This is a genomic window from Limnobaculum xujianqingii (genome assembly GCF_013394855.1).
GTDB classification, from domain to species: domain Bacteria; phylum Pseudomonadota; class Gammaproteobacteria; order Enterobacterales; family Enterobacteriaceae; genus Limnobaculum; species Limnobaculum xujianqingii.
Genome location: NZ_JABMLK010000002.1, coordinates 1535934 through 1561570, shown reverse-complemented (window position 1 = coordinate 1561570; position 25637 = coordinate 1535934). Strand labels below are relative to the sequence as shown.

Here is a 25637-nt window from a genome sequence, read left to right as displayed (position 1 = left end):
AGGCTAACGTCACGCCAATAATAGAAAATATTTAATAGCAATGCTTATCCCGACGAATCTTTTCAGGGAAAAGTAGATAATCCACCACCTCTCGATTAATGCATTGTTCTTCCCCTGCCAGAGCTAACGTGTGCCCATCGCCCTCTTTGGTTAAAAGGGGACTACGAAAATAGCCTGACATCTTGGTGGCATTGCTATGAGGTGTCGTTGGGTCAAACCTTTGTGCAACAAATAATAATTGAGGTAATTCGGCATCGATTTTGGGAATATGGGCCTGAATCTTACCCCTGAATGGCCAGTAGTCGCACTGCTCAGCTAAATTATCAGACGCTTCCAGCTTAGCGTTTCCATACGCGAGTGCCGTGATGGCCTGAATTCTGCCACGTTTTAACCATTCTGGATTTTTGATTAATCGGGCATGATCAGCACAAGTAATGGCTATTTGTGCGTCACTTGAGGCGGAAAACAAATTTCCAGAAAGCAATTCTGTCGTTGTTTTATCGACATTTCCCGTTGATACCTGTTTCAATATCACCACCAGTTCATCCCAGTAAGTTGACCATAATAGCTTTTCAGTTACTACGCGGGTTATTTCATCAGAGGTAACTCTTTTACCTTCAGCATCAAAAATCGTTTCACTATCAATTCGATTGAGTAATTTGTGGTATAGATCAGACACATCCCCCAGAATGGGATCTAAAGGACATGACGATTTTTCAGCACAATAATGAGCAAAACGTTCCAATGAGAGTTGAAAACCACGGCCCTGATTAATTTGCGTTGTTATATCATCTTCGGATATATCAACCACCCCATCAAGGACAATTGCCCTCGTTTTCTTTGGATAACGTTCGGCATACATAGCGGCCACTTGCGTTCCATAGGAGTAAGCTACTGCGGTTAACTTCTCTTCTCCCAATGCCTGACGGATGCTTTCCAAATCGTCAGTAGCTTCATCAGAACCAATATGTTTTAGTACATTAGCACTTGTATGCTTTATACAAGAACTTACCCAAGCCTTTAGCGACGCTTCTGTTGAAATACTGCTATTATCAGCTGTCTCAGCTTGTTGACAGGATATCTTTGGTATCGAGTTTCCAACACCTCTTGGGTCATATCCTATGATATCAAACGAACTTAATAATACCTTAGTTACACTATCTTCGGTTATATATGGATTAATACCGGACATACCCGGACCACCAGATATCATCACAATACTACCCTTTCGTTTGTCGGTGGCGGGAAGTCTGGTTACCGCAAGTTTTACCCGTTTAACCTTTATCGCTCTATTTGCAGACTGATTTTTTTCATAGGATAAAGGAGCTTCAATATAACCACACTACAGTTTTTCTAATGGTTGCTCACTGAACCAATGTTTAAAACCAGGTAATTGACATGATTGCCAGCCAACTCTGTCGGATAATATAGATTGATGAGCAAACACGGGTGAATGCGCCCCCAGAAATAACAGGCTAATAATGAATAATTTTTTCATATGTTACTCAGATAGCGTGGAATGCTTACGCACCAGTGATGTTTGGTTAATGAAGTAGCTAATAGACAATGAACAAAAGTATATCGTCAATAAATTTATAATGAGCCAAACTTAGCTTTCGATGATTTCAGCCTGTTCAAATAAATATGATCATTGTTATCAAAAGTAAAACACTTCTTGCTTATTGACCTTAGGCTAAAAGTGGAATTTATTACAGAAGGGAAAACAATAAACAGGCTGAGCAAGCGTGGTATTGCTATAGTCTTACTTAATTGCTGACAAGTTACTATCTAAAGGATTGTGTAATTAAAAAGCCGATCACAACAGCATGAAACCTGTTCAGGCAGTCATAATCAGCTTAATATCGTTTACTTTCCGTTATCCGGAGCTTGTTGCTTATTCACCAGCAATTTTCATCTGTTCCAGCAGAACTGAACCGCATTGAATATTGCTGCGGGTTTCGATGTCGTCACCGATAGTCACCATATTACGGAACATATCTTTCAGATTACCGGCAATGGTAATTTCACTCACCGGATACTGGATTTCTCCATTTTCAACCCAGAAACCAGCGGCACCACGAGAATAATCCCCGGTTACGGTGCTAACACCCTGTCCCATCAGCTCGGTCACTAACAAACCACGATCCAGCTGTTTTAACATAGCGTCAAAATTATTTCCCCGACCTTTGATACGCCAGTTGTGGATACCGCCAGCGTGACCCGTATTGGTCATATTTAACTTACGCGCTGAATAGCTGGTCAGAAGATAGGTTTCTAATACCCCGGCTTTAACGATGTCACGGGTTTGAGTACGAATACCTTCGCTGTCAAACGGCGTTGAAGCCATACCTTTAAGTAGATGTGGATACTCACCAATGGTCAGCCAGTCCGGCAGAATCTGTTGACCTAAGTGATCCAGTAAGAAAGAGGATTTGCGATAGATATTTCCACCGCTGATGGCAGAAACCAGATGACCAAACAGTCCGGTGGCCACTTCAGCCGCAAACATAACCGGTGCCTGCATAGTTGCCAGTTTACGTGGATTCAAACGCGCCAGCGTACGGCGTGCAGTCTCCTGCCCTACCCACTCAGCACTTTTCAGATCGGCAATATCGCGACCAATGGTATAGGCGTAATCACGCTCCATATCGCCATTATGTTCAGCAATCACACAGCACGACATTGAATGGCGGCTGGAGCAGTAGCTTTGCAGCATACCGTAACTATTACCGTAAACTTTGATACCGTAATGGCTGTTAAAGCTGCCGCCTTCACTGTTGGTAATACGGCTGTCTGCTGACATAGCGCTGCGCTCTGCCAGTGCCGCCTGTTGAATAAAGCGTTCAGCATCCAGTTCCGTTGGGTGGAACAGATCTAAATCTGGCGATTCGAAAGCCATCAGTTCACGTTCACCCAGTCCGGAATAAGGGTCCGGCGAAGTATAACGAGCAATGTCTAACGCGGCCTGAACGGTGCGGGCGATAGCGTCCGGACTTAAATCCGTAGAAGAGGCATTGCCCTTACGCTGTTGGTGATAAACCGTAATGCCTAACGCACCATCACTGTTAAACTCCACGTTTTCCACTTCACCAAACCGGGTAGATACGCCAATACCAGTAGATTTAGTAATGGCAACTTCCGCAGCATCTGAAGCTACTTTAGCAAGCTCCAGAGCCTGGGCAACCGCCTGCTCTAACATTTTACGTTGTTCTGCAACTTGAGTGACTATTTTCATTGTTCAGGACTCTGCCATCATCAGAAAAGAATTGAATGAAGTTTAACAGGATATGCGTCCGATTTCGCAGAAAGCCAACAACCTGTTAAGATTAATCTCCAGATTTCGTCCCCGGCACTAGCCTATTCGGACGCTGTTTATCCTATAATAATGGAAAAACAGAAAGAGATTAATGGATTACCCATTTTAAGCATCCTGATTTAGGTTAAGTAACAATATGAATAAATTCGATAATGACGACGAATGGCTTGATGACGAGCTTCCCGGCGAAGAGCAGGAAGACGATGAAATCATTTGGGTCAGCAAAAGTGAAATTAAACGGGATGCTGAAGCGCTCAAAGATCTTGGCACCGAGTTAGTTAAGCTGGGTAAAAACGCGCTGGAACGCATTCCGTTGGATGAAGATCTGCGTGCCGCCATTAATCTGGCACAACGGATTAAAAAGGAAGGCTATCGCCGTCAAATCCAACTGATTGGTAAAATGCTGCGTTCACGTGATGTGGAACCCATTCAAACCGCATTAGATAAGCTGAAAAATCGCCATAACCAGCAGGTATCTCTGTTCCATAAACTGGAAAATCTGCGCGACCGTCTGATCGATCATGGTGATGATGCCATCTCTGATGTATTGGAGCTTTATCCTCACGGTGACCGCCAGCAATTGCGTTCACTGGTACGTGCCGCACAAAAAGAGCGCGCAGGCAATAAACCACCGAAAAACTCGCGTTTAATATTCCAGTATTTGAAAGAGTTGGCTGAAGCCCCTCAGGAATAACAATACGCAATCTGATTTGTCAGCTTTCCTGTGCTTCAGGATTGCTGGCAACGTCTTGTTTCGATTCTCACTTCTATCTTAAGCCTTCTCAATAACCACTCACTACTGACTATCTTCTTAACACCGCATTTCCCAATCCCAGTGACGAAATATCAAAAATCGCCGCTCTGGATGTGCCCGTAGCCTCTAAGTCCACCTACCCATAAATAATTAGAATACCCATAACTTTATTATGGGGAATCAAAAAATGAAAAATAACGCAATGTTTACCCTTGTTACCGGTGTTCTGGTCGCTGGCGGTTTGTTTAGTGGAAGTTTAATGGCACAGGAATCTCTGGTGCTTAGCGGGCATAATCTGACCCTGGCCGATGCCTGGAGCGTAGCGGCGCAGGGTAAAAGTGTAAAAATCGATCCTGTCGCGATGGAGCGAGTAAAAAAATCTAATCAGCTACTGATGCTGGCGGCTGAGCAGGGTGTCCCGGTTTACGGTTTAACCGTAGGCGTTGGCCTGAACAAAGATAAATCGCTGTTTGATGCCCACGGTCGTTTAAGCCCGGAAGTGGTAGAGGCCTCTAAAGCCTTTAACCGTAATGCGCTACGCGCCCACGGTGCTGGTGTAGGTCCGGATATGCCAGTGGATATGGTACGTCTGGCCATGGTCATTCGTTTAAACACCATGCTCACTGGCGCGACCGGAGCTCAGCCTTACGTGGCTGAACTGTATGAGAAATTCCTCAATCAGGGAATCACGCCTGTCGTCCCTTCTCAAGGCTCGGTCGGCGAAGCAGATATCACTCTGGCCTCCCATATTGGAGATGCCATGATGGGAGAGTGGCGAGTTACGGTAAACAACAAAGTTATTCCTGCCGGAGAGGCGCTGAAAAATGCCGGTATCACGCCGTTAGACCCTATTGGTAAAGATGCTCTTTCTATTCTGTCTACCAACGCTATATCCACTGCTTACTCGGCAAAAGCGATTATGGATGCACAGCAGATTGTTGATATTACGCCGGTGGTATTTGGCCTGAGTCTGGAAGGTCTGAACGGTAATGTCTCTCCGGTGCTGCCACAAAATATTAAAGTTCGTCCATTCTCCGGATTGGATGACAGCGCCAAATCAATCCGTGATGTTCTGACCGGTTCCTACCTGTGGGAAAAGAACGAGGCGCGCCCTCTGCAAGATCCACTTTCTTTCCGCACTACGGTGTTTGCCTTAAATGAAGCAAAACGCGATTTGGTTAATGCCCAACAGATGCTCTCGGTTCAAATGAACAGCTCCGACGATAACCCTGCCGTGATTCTGGATGCTACACAAGAGTACGCCGACAACAGTCAGGTTAAGCAATACTATGTACAAGGCAAAGACGTTAAAGGCGCCATCTACCCCAGCGCCAACTTTGAGCCATTACCGCTGGCTTTAGCAGTGCAGAAACTCTCGCTGTCATTAGGCCATCTTTCCCATAACAGCGTACAGCGCACGCTGCACTTATCCGATGATCATTTCACCGGTCTAAGTCGTTTCCTGACGGCGAAAGATAATCCTGGCCATGCATTTGGTGCTATCCAAAAACCGCAGGTGGCGTTGCACTCCCAGATTGTTGATTTAGCCAATCCGGTTTCTCTCGACGGTCAAGTAATGGCTGGCACCATTGAAGATACCTTTACCAATAATCTTTACGCCTCTCAGCGCTTACAGCGCATTGTCGACAACATGAATGTGATTTACGGTCTGGAGCTACTGCACTCCACTCAGGCTATCGATTTACGTAAAGAGATCATGCCGAAAATCGCCATGGGTAAACAAACCGAAGCGCTGTATCAGGCTTATCGCAAAGTGGTTCCTTTTGTCGATCAGGACCGTATTTACAGCGATGACATTAAAAACGGTGCCGATATTGTTGCCAGTTATCACAGCCAGAAATAGAGGTTGAAAGGGAATTATTATGAGTAACAGCAAAAAAACGTTACCGCCAGACAGCATTAATAACCCAACCCGGCGCAGCTTTCTGACGAAAGGAGCTTTGCTGGCAACGGGAGGCGTTATGTCTCTGACTATGGCACCCACTCAGGCAGCACCGGTAACGATCAATGTGCCAGAGACGGTCACCGGTGGCAGAACGCGTTTTCATCAAATCTATGATGTGATTGTGGTTGGCAGCGGCTTTGCCGGACTTGCTGCCGCGCTGGAAGCAAAAAGCCACGGCCTGAGCGTTTTGGTTATAGAGAAAATGGCGGTATTTGGCGGTAACTCAACCATCAACGGCGGCGCTTTTGCCGTCGCCGGTTCCCCACAGCAAAAAGAGGCCGGTATTCAGGACTCACCAGAACTGATGTATCAGGACATGCTGAAAGCTGGCCGTGGATTGAACCATCGGGATATTTTGCACGTACTGGTTAACGGCACTCAGGAAGCCTATGAGTTCACCCTCAAGCACGGTGTGCGCTATAAACCCTTTGTTCAACACTTTGGGGGACATTCTGTTCCCCGCACTTTGCAAACCGTTGAAAGCTCCGGTGCCGGAATTATTATGCCAATGCGTCAGTCGGCACAAAAGCTGGGGGTTATCTTTAAGTCCCGCTGTAAGTTTGAGTCCTTTATTCAGGATAATCAGCAAACTGTGGTTGGCCTTGAAGTAAAAGAGAACTACTACTTCCCCGATGAGAACTCCGGGTTAGTAAAAAACTATGGTGCTCGCTATGGAGTAATCATGTGCAGCGGAGGCTTCAGCAACGATCTGCGTTTTCGTATGATTCAGGACCCTCAACTGGTTAGCGACTTAGACACCACCAACCATCAGGGAGCAACCGCAGAAGGCATTCTGGCAATGCTAAAAATTGGTGCAACGCCGGTACAGCTCGATCTGATTCAGTTGGGCCCCTGGTCGTCTCCGGATGAGAAAGGCTTCGGTAACGTTTCTCAGTTCAATACCATTGCCGGTTATCCCATGGGAATTATGGTAGATGCGCGTACCGGTAAACGTTTTACCAACGAGCTGGCTGACCGTAAAGCTCGTGAAGATGCCATCCTTGTTCAGCGCGATGAGCAAGGAAAACCCGTCTATCCCATCTGCTTCACCAATAAGGAAGGGGCAAAAAATGCCCAAAGTTTGCCTGCTGCATTGAAATATCAGGTTGCCTGGCAGTTTGACACCCTGAAACAGCTGGCGGACCACTTCGCTCTCCCTTATGAGAATCTGCAAAAAGAGGTGGATGAGTACAATACCGCCGTCGCTAACGGTAGTGGCGATCGCTTAGGAAAAGATGTTAGCCGGGCAATTTCACTGGCCGAAGGCCCCTATTTTGCCGTCCGCGTCTGGCCCAAAGTGCATTACACCATGGGTGGAGTACAGATTAACCCAAATGCCCAGGTATTAAATTCACTTACGGGTAATCCTATTCAAGGGCTCTACGCCGCAGGCGAAGTGACTGGTGGTCCTCATGGAGCCAGTCGGTTAGGCAGTTGCGCTGTTGCTGATGGATTAGTACTGGGCCGTATTGCCGGTGCTCATGTTGCCACTCAAACCGCCAATCCATTGTTTAGCACTTCAGATTCAGACAACGCCTGAGGGACGGGAGAAATTTATGTCTATCTATCAACGTATCGCCGTCATCTTCGTTGCGCTGTTTAGCCTTTCGGTCTGGGCGCAAAACGATAAACCAACGGCTGATGATGCCAAAGCATTTCAGCAGAAGCTAAGTGACATCACGATTAAGCCCTATCATCAGCCGCTGGCGGCAACAGGTCGTGATGCCAGTTGCCAGCTTTGTCACGGAGCCAAAACACCAACCACACCCGCTAACGACAGTAATTGCCTGACCTGCCACGGCAGCCTCGATCAAATTGCCGCCATGACGGAACCGAAGTCAAAAGAGGGTCATCCGGAACCTAATCCGCATAACTCGATTCACTACGGTAAAGATGTTCCCTGTAGCACCTGCCATAGCGAACACAAGCCATCACAGGTCTATTGCAACAGCTGCCATTTATTCAAATACCCGAATATGAAACCCTGATGAGGATGTTATGAAAACAATATCAATGGGGAAATGGCTGGGGCACCTGCTCCGTTCACTGAGCCTGCTGTGGTTGCTCACTCTGAGCCATGGAGCTCTGGCAGCTGAAGTCAACAATAGCCAGTGTCTGAGTTGTCATAGTGACAGTGATATCCATGCGGTAACTTCTGATAATGCAGGGGCAAAACTGTTTATTGCAGAAGAAGCCTATCAGGAGAGCGTTCACGCCACGGTACCTTGTGTTGCCTGTCATCAGAGCGAGCAAGGCAACGCCGGATTTGAGGCGCTTCCTCATACGCAAACCACTGTAGCCACTAACAGCTGTGAAAGTTGTCACGGGCTGGTACAGCACAAAATCACCAATGCATGGAAAAACAGTGTTCACATCAGCAAAATTGATAAGGATGGAAAGAATAAGTTCAGTTGTGAATCCTGCCATGATGCACATACCATGCAATGCAGTGTGATAACCAAACCTACCGTGCAACAGGTTGCCTCCTCTAATGCTTTGTGTACTGACTGCCACACCCGAGCGGTAGAATATCAGGCGCTTTCTGGCGGCAAAAAAGTAACAGAGCAGGATTTGACTCACGCGTCTATTCCGAATGCCGCTTTGCATCTGGGCTCATTACGCTGCATTGACTGCCACGCCGGCAGCAACGATCTGACATTGCACAATATTGTGCCGGCAAAAGAGAGTGTTAGTTGTAATCAATGCCACAGTGATGAATCTATTCTGGTTCAACGTCGCCATTTTGCACCAACAGAGCAAAACATCGCTGGTAGCCTGCTGAATCAGGGGCTGTTTGATGATAAATCTCTGCAGAATAAACTAAACTCGTTGGGTGGAATTCCGGCACAGCAAGAGGTTCAATGGGTTAACGGCTCATTGTTTAAAAACAGCTACCTGATTGGTGCCAACGGTGATGTACGACTGGACCGCGCTATTATGTGGCTGGCGACTGCCCTGCTGCTTATTCTTGCGCTACACGGTTTATTACGTCTGGTCATCAGCAAAACACAATCTGGTGGTCAATGGCATAAAACCTATCTGTATACCTTACCGGTTCGGATATGGCACTGGCTGAATGCACTCTGCTTTATTCTGCTATTGATATCAGGTGTTGCAATGCACTTTAGTCAAGGTGAACTGGCAACCTGGGCCGATCTGCACAATATCATTGGCCTTACGCTGTGTGCCGTCTGGCTGCTGTTTATTGGGGTGAACCTGCTGGGTAATGGTCATCACTATGTAGTGAAACTTAACGGTCTGTTGGGGCGTCTGCTGCGCCAGACTCGCTATTATCTGTTTGGCATATTCCGTGGAGAAGTCCATCCGGAGCACCCTTCAGCGCAGAGTAAATTTAATCCTCTGCAACAATTAGGCTATGTTGGCGTAATGTACCTGATAGTGCCATTACTTATCGCCACGGGTCTGTTGATGCTGTATCCGGAAAACACCCCTGAATTAATATTTGGCCTTCCGGGCAAACAGTTAGTGGCCTATACCCACTATCTGCTGGCCGCTGTGTCGTTATTGTTCCTGTTGGTTCATCTCTATCTGTGTACTACAGGCGACAGCCTGACCGCCTTGCTGAAAGGGATGTTGGATGGTTATCACCGGCATAAGGATAAGAATGGTAACGACTAGCAGAAAGTCATCATATCAATTCCCCCAGTTAATCTCGGGGAATGAGGATTAACGATAAAGCCTGATAGTTCGGTTTTGCACTTTAAGATAGTCAATCGTTGGGAGGGACGGGTGTTGGGGTCGACTTGGCGTAAGCCAACGAAGCGCCCCTAACCCGGCCAGGCCCAACGCACTCTGTAGTTAAGTACAGATGGTTTACCGTCCGCACTCGGCGTAAATTTAAGTGCATTATATTTACGGACGGAATATCCATTGATGTAGATTTATTAGGATTGTCAGCAGTCCGAATTCAATTATTTAATAATCAACTCAAAACTACCCTTATTTAACTCATTGTAATAATTGAGTTACCTGCCATTCACAATCACTTGAAACATTTGGAAACATTTGCTCTTCTCTTTGAGTTAAATCAGAGAAGCATGGGTTATATGGGCCTACATTATCTACAGGCGACTAAATTTCAGTCGAAATTATCGCGATAGCTTATTAAGGAACGGCCACCATGCATGAAGCCTTGTGCAGTACTCTTCAACTCGAGAAAGCGATCTCCGCCTGTATTCAGGCTGCGCCGGAGACGTTTCCTATTGATGGCATTTTTCTTAATTACTACCGTGATGATATCCAAAGCATTCAGTTTTTAGCCCTCGCTACCCGCAACCGCAGTCGAATAAAGCTGAATGTACTCTCCATCCCGATTCATGTTCTGTCGCGATTTATTGTTAGCGATAACTTCACCACCACTATTCTTAATCGACTGGCTGACGATCCGCTGACTGACTACGTGATTAAGCATCACTTTCGTAAAGTGAAGTCAGCCATCGTAATGCGCCTGAAGGTGGATGATATTCGATTGGGTGCCGTGGTCTTTTTTAGCTATAAGAGTAATGCGTTTCAACCTGAACACGCTGAACTGGTGGAATCACTGCGCGGATCGTTTTCTCTGTTAGCATCACGTGCACTATCACAGTTGAAATTGATCAATGAACAAAATCCACACACACAGTATGCCCACCTGCCCTCATCAGGCAATCGGGGAAAATTGCCTGACGGATTTATCTCTGCTCAAAATAGCCCGATGGCAGCGCTGTTTAGCCGGCTTCCATCTATCGCTAAAAGCCAGCAAGCCATAATGATTTATGGTGAGAAAGGCAGCGGTAAATCGATGCTGGCGCACCACCTGCACCAACAATCAGCAAGTCCTCAGTCACTGTTAGCAGCATTATATTCAGAAACCCTGACGCTATTTATTACCACACCCGATCAAAACACTAAGGTGATAACGCTAACTGAAGCCATGCTGAAAGATAACACCCTGTTTGAATATGCTGACGGAGGAACGTTACTGATAGAAAATATAGAATGTCTGCCAGAAGTAATATGCAGTCAGCTAATTAAAAACATCCAGATTTATAAAGAGAAGAGTAATAGTACGCGTATTTTAATTACTCAAACTCAACTGAAACCGGTACATACCGATCCCGGTAATTTATTAAGGTGTATTCGCTATTATAATCTGTTCTGCCTGAGCGTTACTTTGCTTCCATTGAGACAACGCCGCGAAGATATTCCTGAACTGGTAACACACTACTTATTAAAGCTGGGGAAAAGCCGTCAGCACAAGTTACCACTGCTCTCCACTCGCTTTCAACAATTACTATTAAACTATGACTGGCCAGGGAATATTTCGGAATTGATTGCCCGTTTGGAAAAAGCAATTATCTCTTCCGCAACCAATATATTGGATATCAAACCCGGAGAATATGACAAAAACTATCCGGATATCAGACAGCCTATTTTACCTCTTAACGAAATCGTAAAAAGGCATATTATTGAAACACTAAAGCAAACCAACGGAAAAATATCCGGTGAAGGCGGCGCAGCAGAAATACTTAAAATAAACAGTAATACGTTGTATAGCAAAATGAAAAAATTAGGTATTACTAAGGATATTTTTAGTCAGGACGCCCAAAACAGAAACTGAATCAGGCTTTATCTTCCAGACTATTAAAGCTTAATAAACCATCAAGCTCTTGCTCCGCTTCTTCAAACAGATTATACAGCGAAACAAAATCCATCGACTGACGATCAAAATGGGTAAACACGATTTGAACCGGTAAACGAATACCTACGGTTAATGCATCCCATAATGCATCTAAATTATTACCAAACCAGTCTGGTAACAAGAATATATCTGCGAACTGTAAATAAAAGTCCGGCATTGAACGAATATCAGCAAAATCGAAAACAACGCTTCTCATCAGCTTTTTACCTCCATGAATCGTTTATAATGGTCGCGTGAGACATATATCAGACCATCATTTGAATACAGTAATCTGTCTGCTCCCCGATGTCCGCAGCGGTAATTAAGATCCGCCTCGTACCAGACTCGTCCGGATGCTTCAGGCAGCCCTCCTTCCCGATTAGAGAAGCGGTCACCACCGATAGCCTTACCCGGTAGAACAGAACAAAGATTACCATCGCGAGCATCCCAGCCTTGCGAACGGGCCTTACTCTTAGTGATGTAATAATCCGGCAAACGCTTATTCTGACGAACATATGACGCTACAACGTCTTGCCGGGTAAGCTTATCAATTTCCTGAGTCGATATATCCGCAGGTGATGGCTTACCTTTATTACGATCAATTGGTTGTGATGAGTTCTCCGCTGAGCGAGGCTCTATTGAAGAGTGCTTTGTACTATTAAATTTATTGAAAGCAACGCCAACAATAATCAGTAATGCACAAAATATCAGTATCCCTATGGTATTTCTCTTCATGCTCTCTCAGTTACGAATTACGATAACTCACTCTATATTAATATTTAGCTTATATTAGCCTTTTTACCAACATGCATTATTTCACACTCTCACAGAATAAGATGTCACAGTGTGTATCCAAAAAATACATGAGATAAAAATATTCGATCGCGATTAATTAGTCAGCTTATTTTCGCTTTCTTTACATTTATTGAGGAATTTTAACTCCGCCACAATAACAAAACTAATTACCACCAGTAATCCCCATGAGCTAATTTTGCCTAAATGGACTATCTGCCAGGAGGTTGTCTGATTAGGATATTGCCAGCCGCCAAGCAGCGTAACAATATTCTCCGCAATCCAAATAAAGAACCCAATCAACAAGAAAGCCAACGGTAATGGTATCCAGAACTCACGTGCCATCGGTTTAAAATGTACTTTGGTATGCCAAAATACCGCAATCAGAATCAAGGTAAGTGGCCAGCGATAGTCACCAATAAAATGGTGGGTAAAGAAATTGAGATAGATGGCGGCAGCCAGAATTATCACCACCAGATGAGATGGATATCCTGTCAGACGCACCGCTAACTGGCGCCATGCCTGCAATATATAGCTACCTACTGCTGCATACATAAAACCACTATACAGGGGTACACCAAATACTTTGCTATAAGCAAATTCCGGATAGCTCCATGAACCAATTCCCGGAGCCGTTTTAAATATCTCCAATACCAGTCCCAGCAGGTGGAACAATGAGATGGCAATCAGCTCCTTTTTGGTTTCCAGTCCACTGTATACCAACGCAAACTGAACCATCAGCGCAACAATCAGTACAAAGTCATAGCGCGGTAATCCGCCCAGCGGAAGAAATTTAGATAATGCCAGTGTGATAAAAAATGAAACGGCGAAAATACAGCTTATTGACTCTTTTACGCCAAAGCTCCAAAACTCCAGCAGCGGCAAAGGTAACGTACGCATCCATCCCTGTATATACCAAGGGCGCGCATAGCCAATTACCGGTGATAAAGAGTAAGTATCTATTGCTGACATGGCCGAAATCTCACTGAGGTTAGAATAGTGAGCAATATAATCTGGCTGTGTGTGAAGCGAGTGAAGGGAATGTGAAGTGAGGAAATAAATCAGACTGCTGAAAAACCAGATAAATCGGCACCAATGAATATTCCGGTCGTAGAATCTAAAACGCTTATACAAGCTTTGTGCTCGACCGGAAAACCGCCTGTACTTGGCTTCAGTGCATGTCGGGCCTGGTCTCCCTACGGGCGCTTCGTTGGCTTACGCCAAGTCGACCCCCACGGGAGCCCCTCCCGACAATTGACTATTTTAAGGCCAAAAATAAAGCATCAGATCTTGCCGAGATAATCTCGTTTACCTACCGGCACACCATTGTGGCGTAAAATGTTATATGCCGTAGCGATATGGAAGTAGATATTCGGCAAAGCATGCTGCAATAAGAAGACTTCAGCCGGAAGTGCATCTTCATACCATGGCAGTTTGATATCACGCTTCTCACAATCAGTAAAATTGCTCTCTTTTAGCGTGGCAATGAAGTCGACCGTTTTTCTGATGCGTTCTTTCAACTGCTCAAATGACGTTTCGGTATCGGCATAGCTTGGTGGTTCGATACCCGCTAAACGAGCGGCGCAACCTTTGGTCATATCGCTTACCAACTGAACCTGACGCGACAGAGGAAACATATCCGGCGCTAAACGGTCGTTGAACAACACAGACTCATCAATTTTGCGCTCGGCACAGAACACTATTGCCATATCAATCAGATGATCAAGATTATTCAGCACACGAATGGTACTTTGCGTAGCTAACTGATAGTAGGAAATACTCATTTTAATACTCCGTAGAAAGATGACATGAAAGCTGTCGAATTCAGGAGGCAGACATCCCTGATTAGCGGCATAAGTTAACATCGGGTAACTAACAAATCGTTACCCGACTTATTTTTGAGGAGATTAGGCGGTTCCGCCTACGGTTAAATTGTCCAGTTTCAGGGTTGGCTGTCCAACACCGACCGGCACGCTTTGCCCTTCTTTACCACACACACCAACTCCTTTATCCAGAGCCAGGTCGTTGCCTACCATAGAGATCTGCTGCATTGCCTCAATACCAGAGCCAATCAGCGTTGCCCCTTTAACCGCTTTACCAATTCGACCATTCTCGATCAAATAGGCTTCAGAGGTAGAGAACACAAATTTACCTGAAGTGATATCCACCTGACCGCCACCAAAATTAGGGGCATACAGGCCATATTCTACGCTGGCAATAATCTCTTCCCGGCTGGATTTCCCCGCCAGCATGTAGGTATTGGTCATACGTGGCATTGGCAAACTGGCATAAGATTCACGGCGTCCGTTACCCGTTGGAGCTAGCCCCATCAGTCGGGCATTTAGCTTATCTTGCATATAGCCTTTCAGAATGCCGTTTTCAATCAGTACGTTATACTGTCCCGGAACCCCTTCATCATCAATGGACAGAGAACCCCGACGTCCCATCATAGTACCGTCATCAACCACGGTGCAGAGTTCTGAAGCTACCAGTTCTCCCATGCGACCGCTGAATACTGATGAGCCTTTACGGTTAAAATCGCCCTCAAGACCATGACCAACCGCTTCATGCAACAATACTCCAGGCCAGCCGGCACCCAGAACCACAGGCATAGCACCCGCAGGAGCAGCAATAGCAGAAAGGTTAACCAGCGCCATTCTTACCGCTTCCTGAGCAAACACTTCCGCACGAACACCCATTTCGGTCTGTTCAAGGAAATATTCATAACCAACACGGCCACCGCCACCGCTGGAACCGCGCTCACGCTTACCGTTCTCTTCCACCAGCACACTCACCGACAGGCGGACTAAAGGCCGGATATCCGCAGCCAAAGTACCATCCGTTGCGGCAACCAGTACCATTTCATACACGCCACTCAGACTGGCATTCACTTCCTGTACCCGCTTGTCTGCCGCTCTGGCAACTTTGTCTACCTGATGCAGTAATTCGATTTTGGCTTCACGAGTCAGACTTTGCAGCGGATCAATGGCCGGATAGAGTGAGGAGTAAGGCACCGCCCCCAGTACATGGCTTTTACCGTTTCCTTTGTCGCTGACAATGGAACGCGCCGCATGGGCGCTTTGAGTCAGGGCATTTAACGTAATCTGATCCGCATAAGCAAAACCGGTCTTTTCACCGCTGATCGCCCTAACACCTACGCCCTGATCGATATTGTAGGAACCATCTTTAATAATACCGTCTTCTATTACCCAGGATTCATGGTAGCTGGACTGAAAATAGAGGTCGGCATAATCCAGACGCCGCTCAGACAATTGCCCCAGAACATTAAACAGATCCTGATGGCTTAATTTATTCGCAGCCAATAGCTGCTCACTGACCAGCGTCAGATTCATAATGGTTATTCACTCTTATTTAATGGATTTTTCAGCACCGGCTGAAATCTGTTGTGTTTGACGACCGGCATTTGCTCACGCAGTTTTTGCATGCCGGAAGTATCTACATGTACTTTGATGCCTTCAACCGCATCCGCATTAATGCCAACTACGCTTCCCCATGGGTCGATAGCCATGGTATGGCCCCAGGTACGACGAGTTGAGCCATGGCGTCCAACCTGAGCCGGAGCCAAAATCCAGCACTGGTTTTCAATGGCGCGTGCGCGCAGCAGGATTTCCCAGTGAGCTTCTCCCGTTACACGGGTAAAGGCTGCCGGGATAGAAATCAACTCAGCACCTTGCTCTCTTAGTGCCTGATACAGGCCCGGAAAACGTAAATCATAACAAATGGTCATACCCAGTCGACCAACTGGTGTATCAACTACCGTTAAATGTTGGCCATAGGCATAAGCATCTGACTCACGGTAATGGTTGTGTCCGTCGGCAACGTCAGCATCAAACATATGCATTTTGTCATAGCGGGCTTTAATTTCACCCTTATCATCAAACAACAGACTACTGGCGGTTAAACGGTCCGGATCTTCACGACTGATAAGCGGCATTGAACCTACTAAAATCCATACGCCATAGCGTATTGCCATCTCCCTGATAGCATCCTGAAGTGGTCCGGTTCCTTCTGTTTCGGAATATTTATAATAGGTTTGAGTATCAGCAAACAGTAACGCATTCTCCGGCGTCATAACCAACTTCACATGGGGCTTCAACTGCTTAATTTGTTGCTCAATTTGCGCCAGATTGGCACGCACATTATCCCCACTACAGAGTTGTAACAGAGCTACGTTAGCACTTCTCATTAATCGCCTTCTCCCTTCGGTTGACGCAATACTTCGTTCACATTTGGATTTTCGAAACTACCGTCAATTTTATAACGAATCAGTGAAATCTTGTTCCATAACGGTGCAAGAACCTGACTCACCGTAAATACTGCTGCCCCTGCAATAGGGTTTACTACAAACGCAGTTGCCACTCCCACCGTAGCCGAAATTTCAGGTGCGACTACAGCATTAAGATTGAGGCGTTGTTTAGCTAAATCAATGGAGCCATCAACAGCAATGTCTGCAGATAAGCCATCGATCAAAGTATCATTGGTAGTTGCAACGCCTTTTGCCAGCTTAAGGCTTCCACTGATAGTATCAAAGTAAAAACCATTGCCAAACGTATCGCTAAAATCAAACTGTAGTTTACGTATTAGCGCGTTAAAACTTAACAGCCGCAATATTTGCCCGGCATGACCGCCGCCGGCATTATCGACCATTCCTTTGCCCAATTTGGTAACCACCTGACCATCCAGGGTATCTACCTGAGGTGACCAGGGCTCCCCCTGCCACGCCAGACTAAAATTCACATCAAACGGTGCATCTTTAAGCGGCGTATAAACACCAAAGTAATCCATGCTGCGATCGATTTGCTGCCCGGATAGTTTGCCATCAACCCGGGTGGCGGAACCTGCTGCTGAACGCAACCAGTCACCGCTGAACGTTAACCGAGTATTACCGGTGTCAATAACGCCATTATTCAGACTTAAGCTTTCGGGACGGAATCGCACATCGGCTTCGACAATGCCCAGGCGTTGGCCCATTCCCCAACACTCTTTACAGCGAATCGCCAGGGACGGCAAACGACCAAAATTAATGGAAGAGAGTGATGACTTACCCACTTTGCCTTTGCTATCGGTAGTGCTACCTAACAGGCTCTCTTTTTTAGGATTGAAATACAGGTAGTCAATATCCGCTCGCCACGGCTGGTTATTGTTAATACTAAGTCGGGCATCGATCTCTTTACCTTTGATCCCCACTTGTGTATTGGCAGAACGATTATCCACATCAACAGCAACATCACGCCAGAACTGCCCGGCCAGTTCAACCTGCGGCGAACGGAAAATCCAGCGTGGTGGCATTGCGAATTTTCCTGTTTTGCCACTGGTATCAGCCGCACTCAGCGACCCAAGAACTGCCATTAACTTTTCACCGTTCAATGCAGGTAGTTGCATATCGAGACGTTCATCAGAAGAGAGTGCTGGTATTTTTTGACTATTCATCTGCCAGGCAAGGCGCGTTAACCGGGTTTGATCTTTAGTGAATACCCACTGACTGTTGATGGCCTGATTACCTGCAATGGTCCCATCCATGTTAAAGCCTTTCAGATCGCCACTGGCCTTCAGTTTTACCGGCAACGCCGATCCTGATGACTTATTTAGCGGTGCAGGTAAGCGGCTGCTCACACCTTTCAGATCACCGGTAAACAGCACATCATATTTAGCACTGCCTTTGGGGGGTAACGTGATATTCACATCACTCTTCCAACCTGCATTACCCGCGACTTCGGAAGCAATTTCTTTTGGCAGCCATGGCAGTTTAGCCACTGACCAGTTGCCGGTTATACCAACTTTAACACCGTAATCCCTGGCATTTTGTTTAGTGGAGAAATTCAAACCTACCGGTTGATTAAACCACTGGGCAGTTAGTGGTTTACTAATCAGGTCACCATTATCAAAACTGAAAGTACCACTGACGTTTTCCATCGTGGAATCAATCGGTTTAATATGCAGGCTATTATTTTTCAGGGTGATGTCCCCTTTCGCGATAGCATCTTTGCCATCAAGAGGAATATCCAACTGTAAGCGCCCGCTAACATTACCTTGAACTTCAACCTGCTCCAAAGCCGAACCTACAGATGACTTCAACGGCGAGCCATTCATATAGTCACGAACATCAACACCTTCACCATCCACGTCGGCGGTAATGGCTAACTGATGTTTGGCGTAGTCAGCAATAATGGCTTCAATGTTGCGGCCATTTACCTTTCCCAGCTTCGCAGTTGGTGCATTCATCCATAGTCCTGCATTGATAAAATCCAGGTCGATGGTCATATCTGTCAGAGGTTTCCAGTCAGGCTGAAACTTGAAGGTGGTTTCGGTTAATGGTGCATAAACTTCAAACAGGCCGTCTTTTTCCGGGTAAGGAAACTTAATCGGGTTGCCTGAAAAAATCAGCGTAGCGTTATCTGACTTACCGGCAATAATGGCAGAGGAGAGATAATCAGTTAAATCTTTGCCCATCAGCGGTTCAGGGAAATAACGCCAGGCGTCACCGGCATCATATACCCGAATACCCGCCAGAATACTTAACCAGGGATCGCTTCCTTCAGGTTGAGTGTAATCAAATCCACCATTGACCCATAAAGATTTAGCCTGAACGTCAATATGGTCGCTCCATAACCGGAATTCATTCTGATTATTCAACCAGTTTAGCGTGGCATTAGCCTTACTGACTTCCAGAGGCGCCCGAAATACACTGCTGTATGGCAATGTGCTGTTATTTAGCGCAACGCTCATGGTTCCTTCGCTAATACTTCCTGCGATAGTTCCCTGGGTGTGATTGCTGCCCGGAATTAACTCCCAGGGCTTCCAGCTGGCTTCCTGCCACTGAGCCTGAAAATGGATGTTTTCCGGCTGTTTTAATGGAATATCCAACGCCAGAAGCGGCAAATTGCCATGAGGGTCCATCTTAAACCAGATATCCAGCGCATCAGGCGTCAGGAAACTAAAAATAGGCAATAGTGGGTTAATATGGTCAAGGCTCAGATTCTCCGCCCGAATGCGCAGCATCTCCTCCCACTTGTCTCCGTTAGAAGCGATACCTTCAGGCTGCCAGAACAGGCTAACCCTACCGGCAGGCCAGACGACACCATCGGTTCTCAGGTTGAGCGATGGTACATCTAAACGCCAACCTTTCTCCTGCCGACTCATATGAACTGATAGCTGGTTAACGTCTAACTGGTGCATATTTTCATCATTATGCCAGTTAGCTCTTCCCTGACTCAGCAACACGTCTCCGCCGTCAATTACCCCTTTCTTAATATAAAGCCAGGAAGCCAGACTGAATTGAGCATTATCAAACCCGGAATTTGATTTAAACCAGTGGCTAAGCCACGGCAGCATATTAACGTCATTGGCCTGAAGATAAACAGTACCGCTATCTAACAAACCCTCTTCATCTCTGAGATCGAGACGAACCTCCAGTAAACCGTGCGGCCCATTTTCTGTCGAAACATGAACCTGGCCTTCTGCACGGTGGCGATTTCGGCCGTTCAACCAGGTTAATCGAGGGAGTTCAACGGTCACCCGATCGCCAGATAAGGCCAGGAAGGAGAGTTTGCTATCGCGTAAAATAAAGTGGTCAAACTGGTTTAAAAAGATGTTTTCCAGCGTGGTTAAATCAGAAGATCCCTGACTCTCTTCCGACTGGCCCACCATATAGTCAAGATCGCCTTTCACCTGATAAAAGGTCAGGTCTCTGAATTGAAAACGAAAATGCAGCAGGGATTCCCAAACATCAAGAGCGATGGTGACTCGGGAGATATCAATCTTTCCGGCAGATGTTTCTAATGAAATATTACGTAGATCAAATGTGGGGCCGAACATTTCCCATTTACCTTCCATCTGCTCCACTTGAGCAGGAATGCCGGTAAATCGATTAACGGTGTCCAGAATGGGTTGGCGATATTCATTAATTCGGGGCAAGGCAAAGCGCAAACCACCGACAACCAGCGTAAGCAGCACTAATAGCAGTATCACTATTTTAAACAGCATGCGGCTCGTTCGCCTCATCCTTCCTCCTCTGGCTACTACGCGGGTTTAATGTCTCATCTGCTCACTACATCATCACCACATCAAACTGTTCCCTGTTATAAAGTGGTTCTATCTGAATTTTAACCTGTTTTCCAACGAAGAGCTCTACTTCTGCCAAAGAGTACGACTCCTCGCTCTTCAGCGCATCTCCAACCGCAGGAGAAGCATAAACCAGAAAGCGATCCGCATCGTAAGCGTGGTGTACCCGTACGATTTCCCGCAGGATTTCATAACAGACGGTTTCCACGGTTTTCACCCGACCACGACCGCGGCAGCTTGGACACTCACCACACAAGACATGTTCCAGACTTTCACGGGTACGCTTTCGGGTCATTTCAACCAACCCTAAAGCAGAAAACTCATTTACACTGGTTTTAACCCGATCTTTTGACAATGCCTGTTCAAGGGAATTCAACACCCGACGGCGATGGTCCTCACTGGTCATATCAATAAAATCAATAATGATAATACCACCTAAATTGCGCAATCGTAGCTGACGGGCAATTGCCTGAGTGGCCTCAATATTGGTATTAAAAATGGTTTCATCCAGATTACGATGACCAACAAAAGCACCGGTGTTGATATCAATAGTGGTCATGGCTTCTGTTTGGTCAATAATCAGATAGCCACCTGACTTTAACTCGACTTTTCGATCCAATGCCCGCTGAATTTCATTTTCAACATCATACAGATCAAAAATAGGCTGTTTTCCGGTATAACGCTCCAGCTTAGAAGTCATTTGTGGCATAAATTCTGCGGTAAACTCCACCAGAGAATCATAAGTCAGGCGGGAATCCACCCGAATACGATCCAGCGATTCACCAACAAAATCTCGCAATACGCGCTGGGTTAGCGCCAGCTCACCGTACAGCATATTTTTAGTACCGCCCCGGCTCTTGCGCTCTATGACTTTACTCCACAGGCGCTTAAGAAAAGCAGCATCCTGTGCCAGTTCCTCATCACCCACACCTTCTGCTGCGGTGCGAATAATAAAACCGCCCATTTCATCGCAGTATTCCGCCACTATTTGCTTTAAGCGTTCGCGCTCTTCTTCGCTATCAATACGCTGAGAAACGCCTACGTGAGCAGCACCAGGCATAAATACCAGATAACGGGAAGGTAACGTAATATCCGTCGTTAAACGCGCACCCTTGGTACCCAGTGGATCTTTCACCACCTGAACCACCAGGTCCTGCCCCTGACGGACCAACTCGGTAATATCACGTACATGAAACTGCTTTTGTTCATTATCAGCAATGCACTCAGTGTGCGGCATAATATCTGATGCATGAAGAAAAGCAGCTTTATCCAGACCAATATCAATAAAAGCGGCCTGCATTCCCGGCAGAACCCGGCTGACACGACCTTTATAAATATTGCCTACGATACCGCGTTTAGATTCCCGGTCGATGTGAATTTCCTGCAGGATACCGCCATCGATAAAAGCAACGCGCGTTTCAGAAGGGGTGACGTTAACTAACAGTTCCGCCGTCATTATTATTCCTTATTTTATACGCCCAGCCTGTGCTGCCAAAAAGGCATCCAGAAGCTCGCGGGTTTCAACCAAAGGTAAACCGACCACGGCATGATAACTACCATGAATTTCCCTGACAAAAGTGCCACCGAAACCCTGAATACCATAAGCACCAGCTTTGTCCATCGGTTCGCCGCTGGCAATATAAGCGATAATATCCTGCTCACTTAGCTGACGAAAAATAACTTCAGTACTAACAGAATAACACATCACATCCTGTTGATTAGCAAAAGCAATCGCGGTAATCACTAAATGTTGACAGTCCGATAGCATGTGTAGCATACGGGCTGCGTCTTCAGTATCTTTTGGCTTTTCCAGAACCCGATCGTCCAACACGACAATGGTGTCAGCGCCTAAAACCGGATAATCCTTTTCAGCCACCAGAACTCCAGCCAGTGCTTTGCTTTTTGCCAGACGACAAACGTAGTCTAACGGCTTCTCCCCTTGCAGTTGACGCTCTTCAACTTCAGTATTTAAACGTTCAAAGGGGATCTGTAATAAGGTTAACAGTTCACGACGGCGGGGAGAGGCAGAAGCCAGATAAATGGGCTGCATATAAAATCTCATCGGACAGCAAAGCGTCGACGCACTTTACGCATTAATAAAAATAGCCATGGCCATAACACACCATTAATTGCACTGTTCCACAAAATCTCCGGACGAAATGTCACATTGTGCACCAGAAATTCAGCCCAAAAGACAATCACACTCATCACTAAAGAGAGCAACACCACAATCAGCGCCTGTTGCCACAGAGCCATATTACGCAATAGCTGGCTGCGAAAAGCCACCACATAGGCAATGATGCCCAGTGCTAACCCTCTGACCCCCAGCGTGGCACCCAGCGTTAAATCCCAGACCAAACCAAGAATAAAAGCCGTTCCAACGTTAATTCGGTGCGGTAAAGCCATGACCCAATACACTAAGATTAACATCACCCATGAAGGACGAAACTGATGTAATTCCTCTGGCCACGGCATGGTTTGCAATACCATGGCCAGTAAAAAGGAAATCCAAACAATCAGGCGACCAGAGCTATTATAACTGCTCATCACTGACCCCGGTTAGCTGGCGTAGCTGTTGGTTGCTGCCTCGATGATCCTGGTGCTGACGCTGGTTGCCTTAATGGTGTTGGCGATTGAGTTGCCGCGCCGGGTACCGCTGATGATGGCGTAGAATTGGCTGGCGGTACCGGTGGTGTTGTTTCCGGAGGCAGAACCTGAGGCATCATCTGGCGCAAGCGCTCTTTCGCTATACGTCTTACTTCTTCCGAAGGCAGAGGCTGAAGCCCGTCGCGATCGTTTGGCCACAGCAACAGCAAATAGCGCAAACGTTGTAACGCTACGGTCGGGTGCGCCTGAATCACTGTATTCGCTCGTTGGTCATCAATAGTAACGGAAGAGACTACGGCTACCGGATAACCTTCAGGGAAACGCCCACCGAGGCTCGACGTTACCAAAACGTCTCCTACGCGAATATCAGTATCCCGCGGTAAATATTCCAGCTGTAAATCTTCCGTGCAGCCAGTCCCTACCGCAATAACACGAATATCATTGCGCAGAACCTGAATAGGTAAAGAGTGGGAAGTATCGCAAATTAAGAGAACACGGCTGGTGTTACGGGCAACAGCAACTACTTGCCCAACGACGCCTTTATCGTTAATAACCGGTTGGCCTTCATATACGCCGTCCTGAAAGCCTTTATCAATAACTACCTGGTAACTATAAGGATCTGACTCCGTTGAAAGCACCTGAGTAATCATTTTATGTTCATCGCCACGCAACGGTGAACCCAGTAACTCACGTAATCGGTTATTTTCCTGACGGAGCTGTCCCAATAGCTGAATGTCGCTATTTCTCAACAACAGTTCATTACGTAGCAGTTCATTTTCTTTCTGCAGATCTTCACGGGAAGTAAAGGAATCAGAAACACCATCCAAAATGTCACGAGGTCCATTTGCCACAAAAAAGAATGGGCTAACGGCGGTGTCCAGATAACTACGTACTTTTGAAAAAACACTCAACCGACTATCGACGACAATCAGGACGATAGCAAAGATAACGGCCAGAAAAAGACGTAACTGCAGGGATGGCCCCCTGCTAAAAATAGGCTTCATAAATTGCATTATCCTTGTCGACAAGAAGGGGTGCGACCCCTTCTGGCAGGGACAACTTAATTTCTATCTGTGCTTACACTACAGTGATGTTCTAAAAGACAGAACCGGACAGGTATTATCATAATGAACCCTGTAACCTGCTGCCTTTCACAGAACCATCACTGTCAGAGAAAGAGAACAAAAATGAAATTAGTCCTCGCTGAATAAATCACCGCCGTGCATATCGATCATTTCTAACGCTTTACCACCACCACGGGCAACGCAAGTTAGAGGATCATCGCCCACAACGACAGGGATACCAGTCTCTTCCATCAGCAAGCGATCTAAATTACGTAACAGAGCGCCACCGCCAGTCAGAACCATTCCACGTTCAGAAATATCAGAAGCCAGTTCCGGAGGGCATTGTTCTAATGCCACCATCACTGCGCTAACGATACCTGCCAGAGGTTCCTGCAGGGCTTCAAGGATTTCATTGGAATTTAGTGTAAATCCGCGCGGCACACCTTCTGCCAGATTACGACCACGGACTTCGATTTCACGGACTTCATCACCGGGATAAGCCGATCCAATTTCATGTTTAATACGTTCAGCAGTAGCTTCACCGATCAGTGAGCCATAGTTACGACGCACATAGTTGATGATAGCTTCATCAAAACGGTCACCGCCGATCCGTACAGAAGAAGAGTAAACCACACCATTCAGGGAAATAACGGCAACTTCTGTAGTACCACCACCGATATCCACTACCATGGAGCCTGTCGCTTCAGATACTGGCAGGCCAGCACCGATAGCAGCAGCCATTGGCTCTTCAATCAGGAATACTTCACGGGCACCAGCCCCTTGTGCTGATTCACGAATTGCACGACGTTCAACCTGAGTTGCGCCTACTGGCACACACACCAACACGCGCGGACTTGGGCGCAAAATGCTGTTGCTGTGAACCTGACGAATAAAGTGCTGTAGCATCTTCTCGGTTACGAAGAAGTCTGCAATTACACCGTCTTTCATTGGACGGATAGCAGAAATATATCCAGGAGTACGACCTAACATCTGCTTAGCCTCATGGCCTACAGCAGCAACGCTCTTTTGCGAGCCTACTCGATCCTGACGAATGGCAACCACAGAAGGTTCATTCAATACGATTCCTTGTCCTTTTACATAGATCAGGGTATTTGCGGTACCAAGGTCAATGGACAGGTCATTAGAAAACATGCCACGAAATTTCTTAAACATTCTAGAAAGTAATCCTGAAAGCTGAGGCGGTATATTAATCCGCCTACTTTACCAACCACGGAGGACGGCTACAAGGCACAAAAAAGCGTTCATTTAATGAACGCATCCAACGTGAGCTCAATACGCATGTTTGGCTTAACCTCAACCAAACACACGCCACATAAACTTTTCCACTCGATTTAATGATTTACACGTATTGTTAA

20 protein-coding genes are annotated in these 25637 nt (G+C 46.4%); 6 read left to right on the top strand and 14 right to left on the bottom strand.

What is annotated here, in order from left to right:
* Window positions 1–31 precede the first annotated feature (31 nt).
* Both GOL65_RS21180 and pmbA read right to left on the bottom strand, forming a co-directional pair.
* A complete protein-coding gene (locus tag GOL65_RS21180) occupies window positions 32–1213 on the bottom strand; it encodes an alpha/beta hydrolase (protein WP_228723204.1) in 1182 nt (393 codons plus the stop codon).
* A gap of 681 nt (window positions 1214–1894) precedes the next feature.
* Entirely contained in the window at window positions 1895–3235 is a 1341-nt protein-coding gene (gene pmbA / locus GOL65_RS21175; protein WP_140920153.1) for a metalloprotease PmbA, read from the bottom strand.
* Between the two features lie 217 nt (window positions 3236–3452).
* Between pmbA and yjgA the strand changes: the two genes are divergently transcribed.
* The 6 genes from yjgA (at window position 3453) to GOL65_RS21145 (ending at window position 11656) form a co-directional block, all read left to right on the top strand.
* Window positions 3453–4010, top strand: coding sequence for a ribosome biogenesis factor YjgA (gene yjgA / locus GOL65_RS21170; RefSeq protein ID WP_140920190.1), 558 nt, complete (start codon window positions 3453–3455; stop codon window positions 4008–4010).
* A gap of 247 nt (window positions 4011–4257) precedes the next feature.
* Window positions 4258–5934: an HAL/PAL/TAL family ammonia-lyase gene (locus GOL65_RS21165; protein ID WP_228723174.1), complete on the top strand. Its 1677-nt coding sequence runs from the start codon at window positions 4258–4260 to the stop codon at window positions 5932–5934.
* A 19-nt stretch (window positions 5935–5953) separates the two neighbouring features.
* Window positions 5954–7576, top strand: coding sequence for a flavocytochrome c (locus tag GOL65_RS21160; protein WP_140920191.1), 1623 nt, complete (start codon window positions 5954–5956; stop codon window positions 7574–7576).
* Window positions 7577–7592: 16 nt separating this feature from the next.
* Window positions 7593–8024: a cytochrome c3 family protein gene (locus tag GOL65_RS21155; RefSeq protein ID WP_140920192.1), complete on the top strand. Its 432-nt coding sequence runs from the start codon at window positions 7593–7595 to the stop codon at window positions 8022–8024.
* Window positions 8025–8034: 10 nt separating this feature from the next.
* Window positions 8035–9675 carry a thiosulfate reductase cytochrome B subunit gene (phsC, locus tag GOL65_RS21150; protein ID WP_140920193.1) on the top strand — a complete coding sequence of 547 codons (1641 nt, stop codon included), beginning with the start codon at window positions 8035–8037 and terminating at the stop codon, window positions 9673–9675.
* Window positions 9676–10177: 502 nt separating this feature from the next.
* A complete protein-coding gene (locus GOL65_RS21145; protein ID WP_140920194.1) occupies window positions 10178–11656 on the top strand; it encodes a sigma-54-dependent Fis family transcriptional regulator in 1479 nt (492 codons plus the stop codon).
* A 1-nt stretch (window position 11657) separates the two neighbouring features.
* Here the strand turns inward: GOL65_RS21145 and GOL65_RS21140 are convergent, their stop codons facing one another.
* The 12 genes from GOL65_RS21140 to mreB all read right to left on the bottom strand — a co-directional run bounded on the left by GOL65_RS21140 (window position 11658) and on the right by mreB (window position 25434).
* A complete protein-coding gene (locus tag GOL65_RS21140; RefSeq protein WP_140920195.1) occupies window positions 11658–11933 on the bottom strand; it encodes a barstar family protein in 276 nt (91 codons plus the stop codon).
* Window positions 11933–12451 (bottom strand): ribonuclease domain-containing protein, encoded by a 519-nt coding sequence (locus GOL65_RS21135; protein WP_140920196.1) that lies wholly within the window; start codon window positions 12449–12451, stop codon window positions 11933–11935. The genes GOL65_RS21140 and GOL65_RS21135 overlap by 1 nt, the downstream gene beginning before the upstream one ends.
* A 153-nt stretch (window positions 12452–12604) precedes the next feature.
* Window positions 12605–13480, bottom strand: coding sequence for a DUF817 domain-containing protein (locus tag GOL65_RS21130; protein WP_218652063.1), 876 nt, complete (start codon window positions 13478–13480; stop codon window positions 12605–12607).
* 311 nt (window positions 13481–13791) lie between these two features.
* Window positions 13792–14292, bottom strand: a complete 501-nt coding sequence (locus GOL65_RS21125; RefSeq protein WP_140920197.1) for a DUF1993 domain-containing protein — start codon at window positions 14290–14292, stop codon at window positions 13792–13794.
* A 123-nt stretch (window positions 14293–14415) separates the two neighbouring features.
* Window positions 14416–15861 carry a metalloprotease TldD gene (tldD, locus tag GOL65_RS21120; RefSeq protein WP_140920198.1) on the bottom strand — a complete coding sequence of 482 codons (1446 nt, stop codon included), beginning with the start codon at window positions 15859–15861 and terminating at the stop codon, window positions 14416–14418.
* A gap of 5 nt (window positions 15862–15866) precedes the next feature.
* Complete coding sequence (nit1, locus tag GOL65_RS21115) at window positions 15867–16715, bottom strand: deaminated glutathione amidase (protein WP_140920199.1); 849 nt, start codon at window positions 16713–16715, stop codon at window positions 15867–15869.
* Window positions 16715–20530 (bottom strand): AsmA2 domain-containing protein YhdP, encoded by a 3816-nt coding sequence (yhdP, locus tag GOL65_RS21110; protein WP_140920200.1) that lies wholly within the window; start codon window positions 20528–20530, stop codon window positions 16715–16717. Before yhdP ends, nit1 begins: the two co-directional genes overlap by 1 nt.
* Before the next feature lie 46 nt (window positions 20531–20576).
* On the bottom strand, window positions 20577–22046 hold the full coding sequence (gene rng, locus GOL65_RS21105) for a ribonuclease G (RefSeq protein WP_140920201.1): 1470 nt from the start codon (window positions 22044–22046) through the stop codon (window positions 20577–20579).
* A 9-nt stretch (window positions 22047–22055) separates the two neighbouring features.
* Entirely contained in the window at window positions 22056–22640 is a 585-nt protein-coding gene (locus tag GOL65_RS21100) for a Maf family protein (protein ID WP_140920202.1), read from the bottom strand.
* A gap of 8 nt (window positions 22641–22648) precedes the next feature.
* Complete coding sequence (mreD, locus tag GOL65_RS21095) at window positions 22649–23137, bottom strand: rod shape-determining protein MreD (protein WP_140920203.1); 489 nt, start codon at window positions 23135–23137, stop codon at window positions 22649–22651.
* Complete coding sequence (gene mreC / locus GOL65_RS21090) at window positions 23137–24201, bottom strand: rod shape-determining protein MreC (protein ID WP_140920204.1); 1065 nt, start codon at window positions 24199–24201, stop codon at window positions 23137–23139. The genes mreD and mreC overlap by 1 nt, the downstream gene beginning before the upstream one ends.
* A gap of 189 nt (window positions 24202–24390) precedes the next feature.
* Window positions 24391–25434 carry a rod shape-determining protein MreB gene (gene mreB / locus GOL65_RS21085; RefSeq protein ID WP_108900499.1) on the bottom strand — a complete coding sequence of 348 codons (1044 nt, stop codon included), beginning with the start codon at window positions 25432–25434 and terminating at the stop codon, window positions 24391–24393.
* Window positions 25435–25637: the final 203 nt, after the last annotated feature.

Coding starts and splice junctions, on each gene's coding strand:
- pmbA (WP_140920153.1), bottom strand. CDS start 3,235: ATGAAAATAGTCACTCAAGTTGCAGAACAACGTAAAATGTTAGAGCAG.
- GOL65_RS21135 (WP_140920196.1), bottom strand. CDS start 12,451: ATGAAGAGAAATACCATAGGGATACTGATATTTTGTGCATTACTGATT.
- yjgA (WP_140920190.1), top strand. CDS start 3,453: ATGAATAAATTCGATAATGACGACGAATGGCTTGATGACGAGCTTCCC.
- GOL65_RS21155 (WP_140920192.1), top strand. CDS start 7,593: ATGTCTATCTATCAACGTATCGCCGTCATCTTCGTTGCGCTGTTTAGC.
- tldD (WP_140920198.1), bottom strand. CDS start 15,861: ATGAATCTGACGCTGGTCAGTGAGCAGCTATTGGCTGCGAATAAATTA.
- phsC (WP_140920193.1), top strand. CDS start 8,035: ATGAAAACAATATCAATGGGGAAATGGCTGGGGCACCTGCTCCGTTCA.
- yhdP (WP_140920200.1), bottom strand. CDS start 20,530: ATGAGGCGAACGAGCCGCATGCTGTTTAAAATAGTGATACTGCTATTA.
- GOL65_RS21100 (WP_140920202.1), bottom strand. CDS start 22,640: ATGCAGCCCATTTATCTGGCTTCTGCCTCTCCCCGCCGTCGTGAACTG.
- mreD (WP_140920203.1), bottom strand. CDS start 23,137: ATGAGCAGTTATAATAGCTCTGGTCGCCTGATTGTTTGGATTTCCTTT.
- GOL65_RS21180 (WP_228723204.1), bottom strand. CDS start 1,213: ATGATATCTGGTGGTCCGGGTATGTCCGGTATTAATCCATATATAACC.
- mreC (WP_140920204.1), bottom strand. CDS start 24,201: ATGAAGCCTATTTTTAGCAGGGGGCCATCCCTGCAGTTACGTCTTTTT.
- GOL65_RS21125 (WP_140920197.1), bottom strand. CDS start 14,292: ATGAGTATTTCCTACTATCAGTTAGCTACGCAAAGTACCATTCGTGTG.
- GOL65_RS21160 (WP_140920191.1), top strand. CDS start 5,954: ATGAGTAACAGCAAAAAAACGTTACCGCCAGACAGCATTAATAACCCA.
- nit1 (WP_140920199.1), bottom strand. CDS start 16,715: ATGAGAAGTGCTAACGTAGCTCTGTTACAACTCTGTAGTGGGGATAAT.
- rng (WP_140920201.1), bottom strand. CDS start 22,046: ATGACGGCGGAACTGTTAGTTAACGTCACCCCTTCTGAAACGCGCGTT.
- GOL65_RS21165 (WP_228723174.1), top strand. CDS start 4,258: ATGAAAAATAACGCAATGTTTACCCTTGTTACCGGTGTTCTGGTCGCT.
- GOL65_RS21130 (WP_218652063.1), bottom strand. CDS start 13,480: ATGTCAGCAATAGATACTTACTCTTTATCACCGGTAATTGGCTATGCG.
- mreB (WP_108900499.1), bottom strand. CDS start 25,434: ATGTTTAAGAAATTTCGTGGCATGTTTTCTAATGACCTGTCCATTGAC.
- GOL65_RS21145 (WP_140920194.1), top strand. CDS start 10,178: ATGCATGAAGCCTTGTGCAGTACTCTTCAACTCGAGAAAGCGATCTCC.
- GOL65_RS21140 (WP_140920195.1), bottom strand. CDS start 11,933: ATGAGAAGCGTTGTTTTCGATTTTGCTGATATTCGTTCAATGCCGGAC.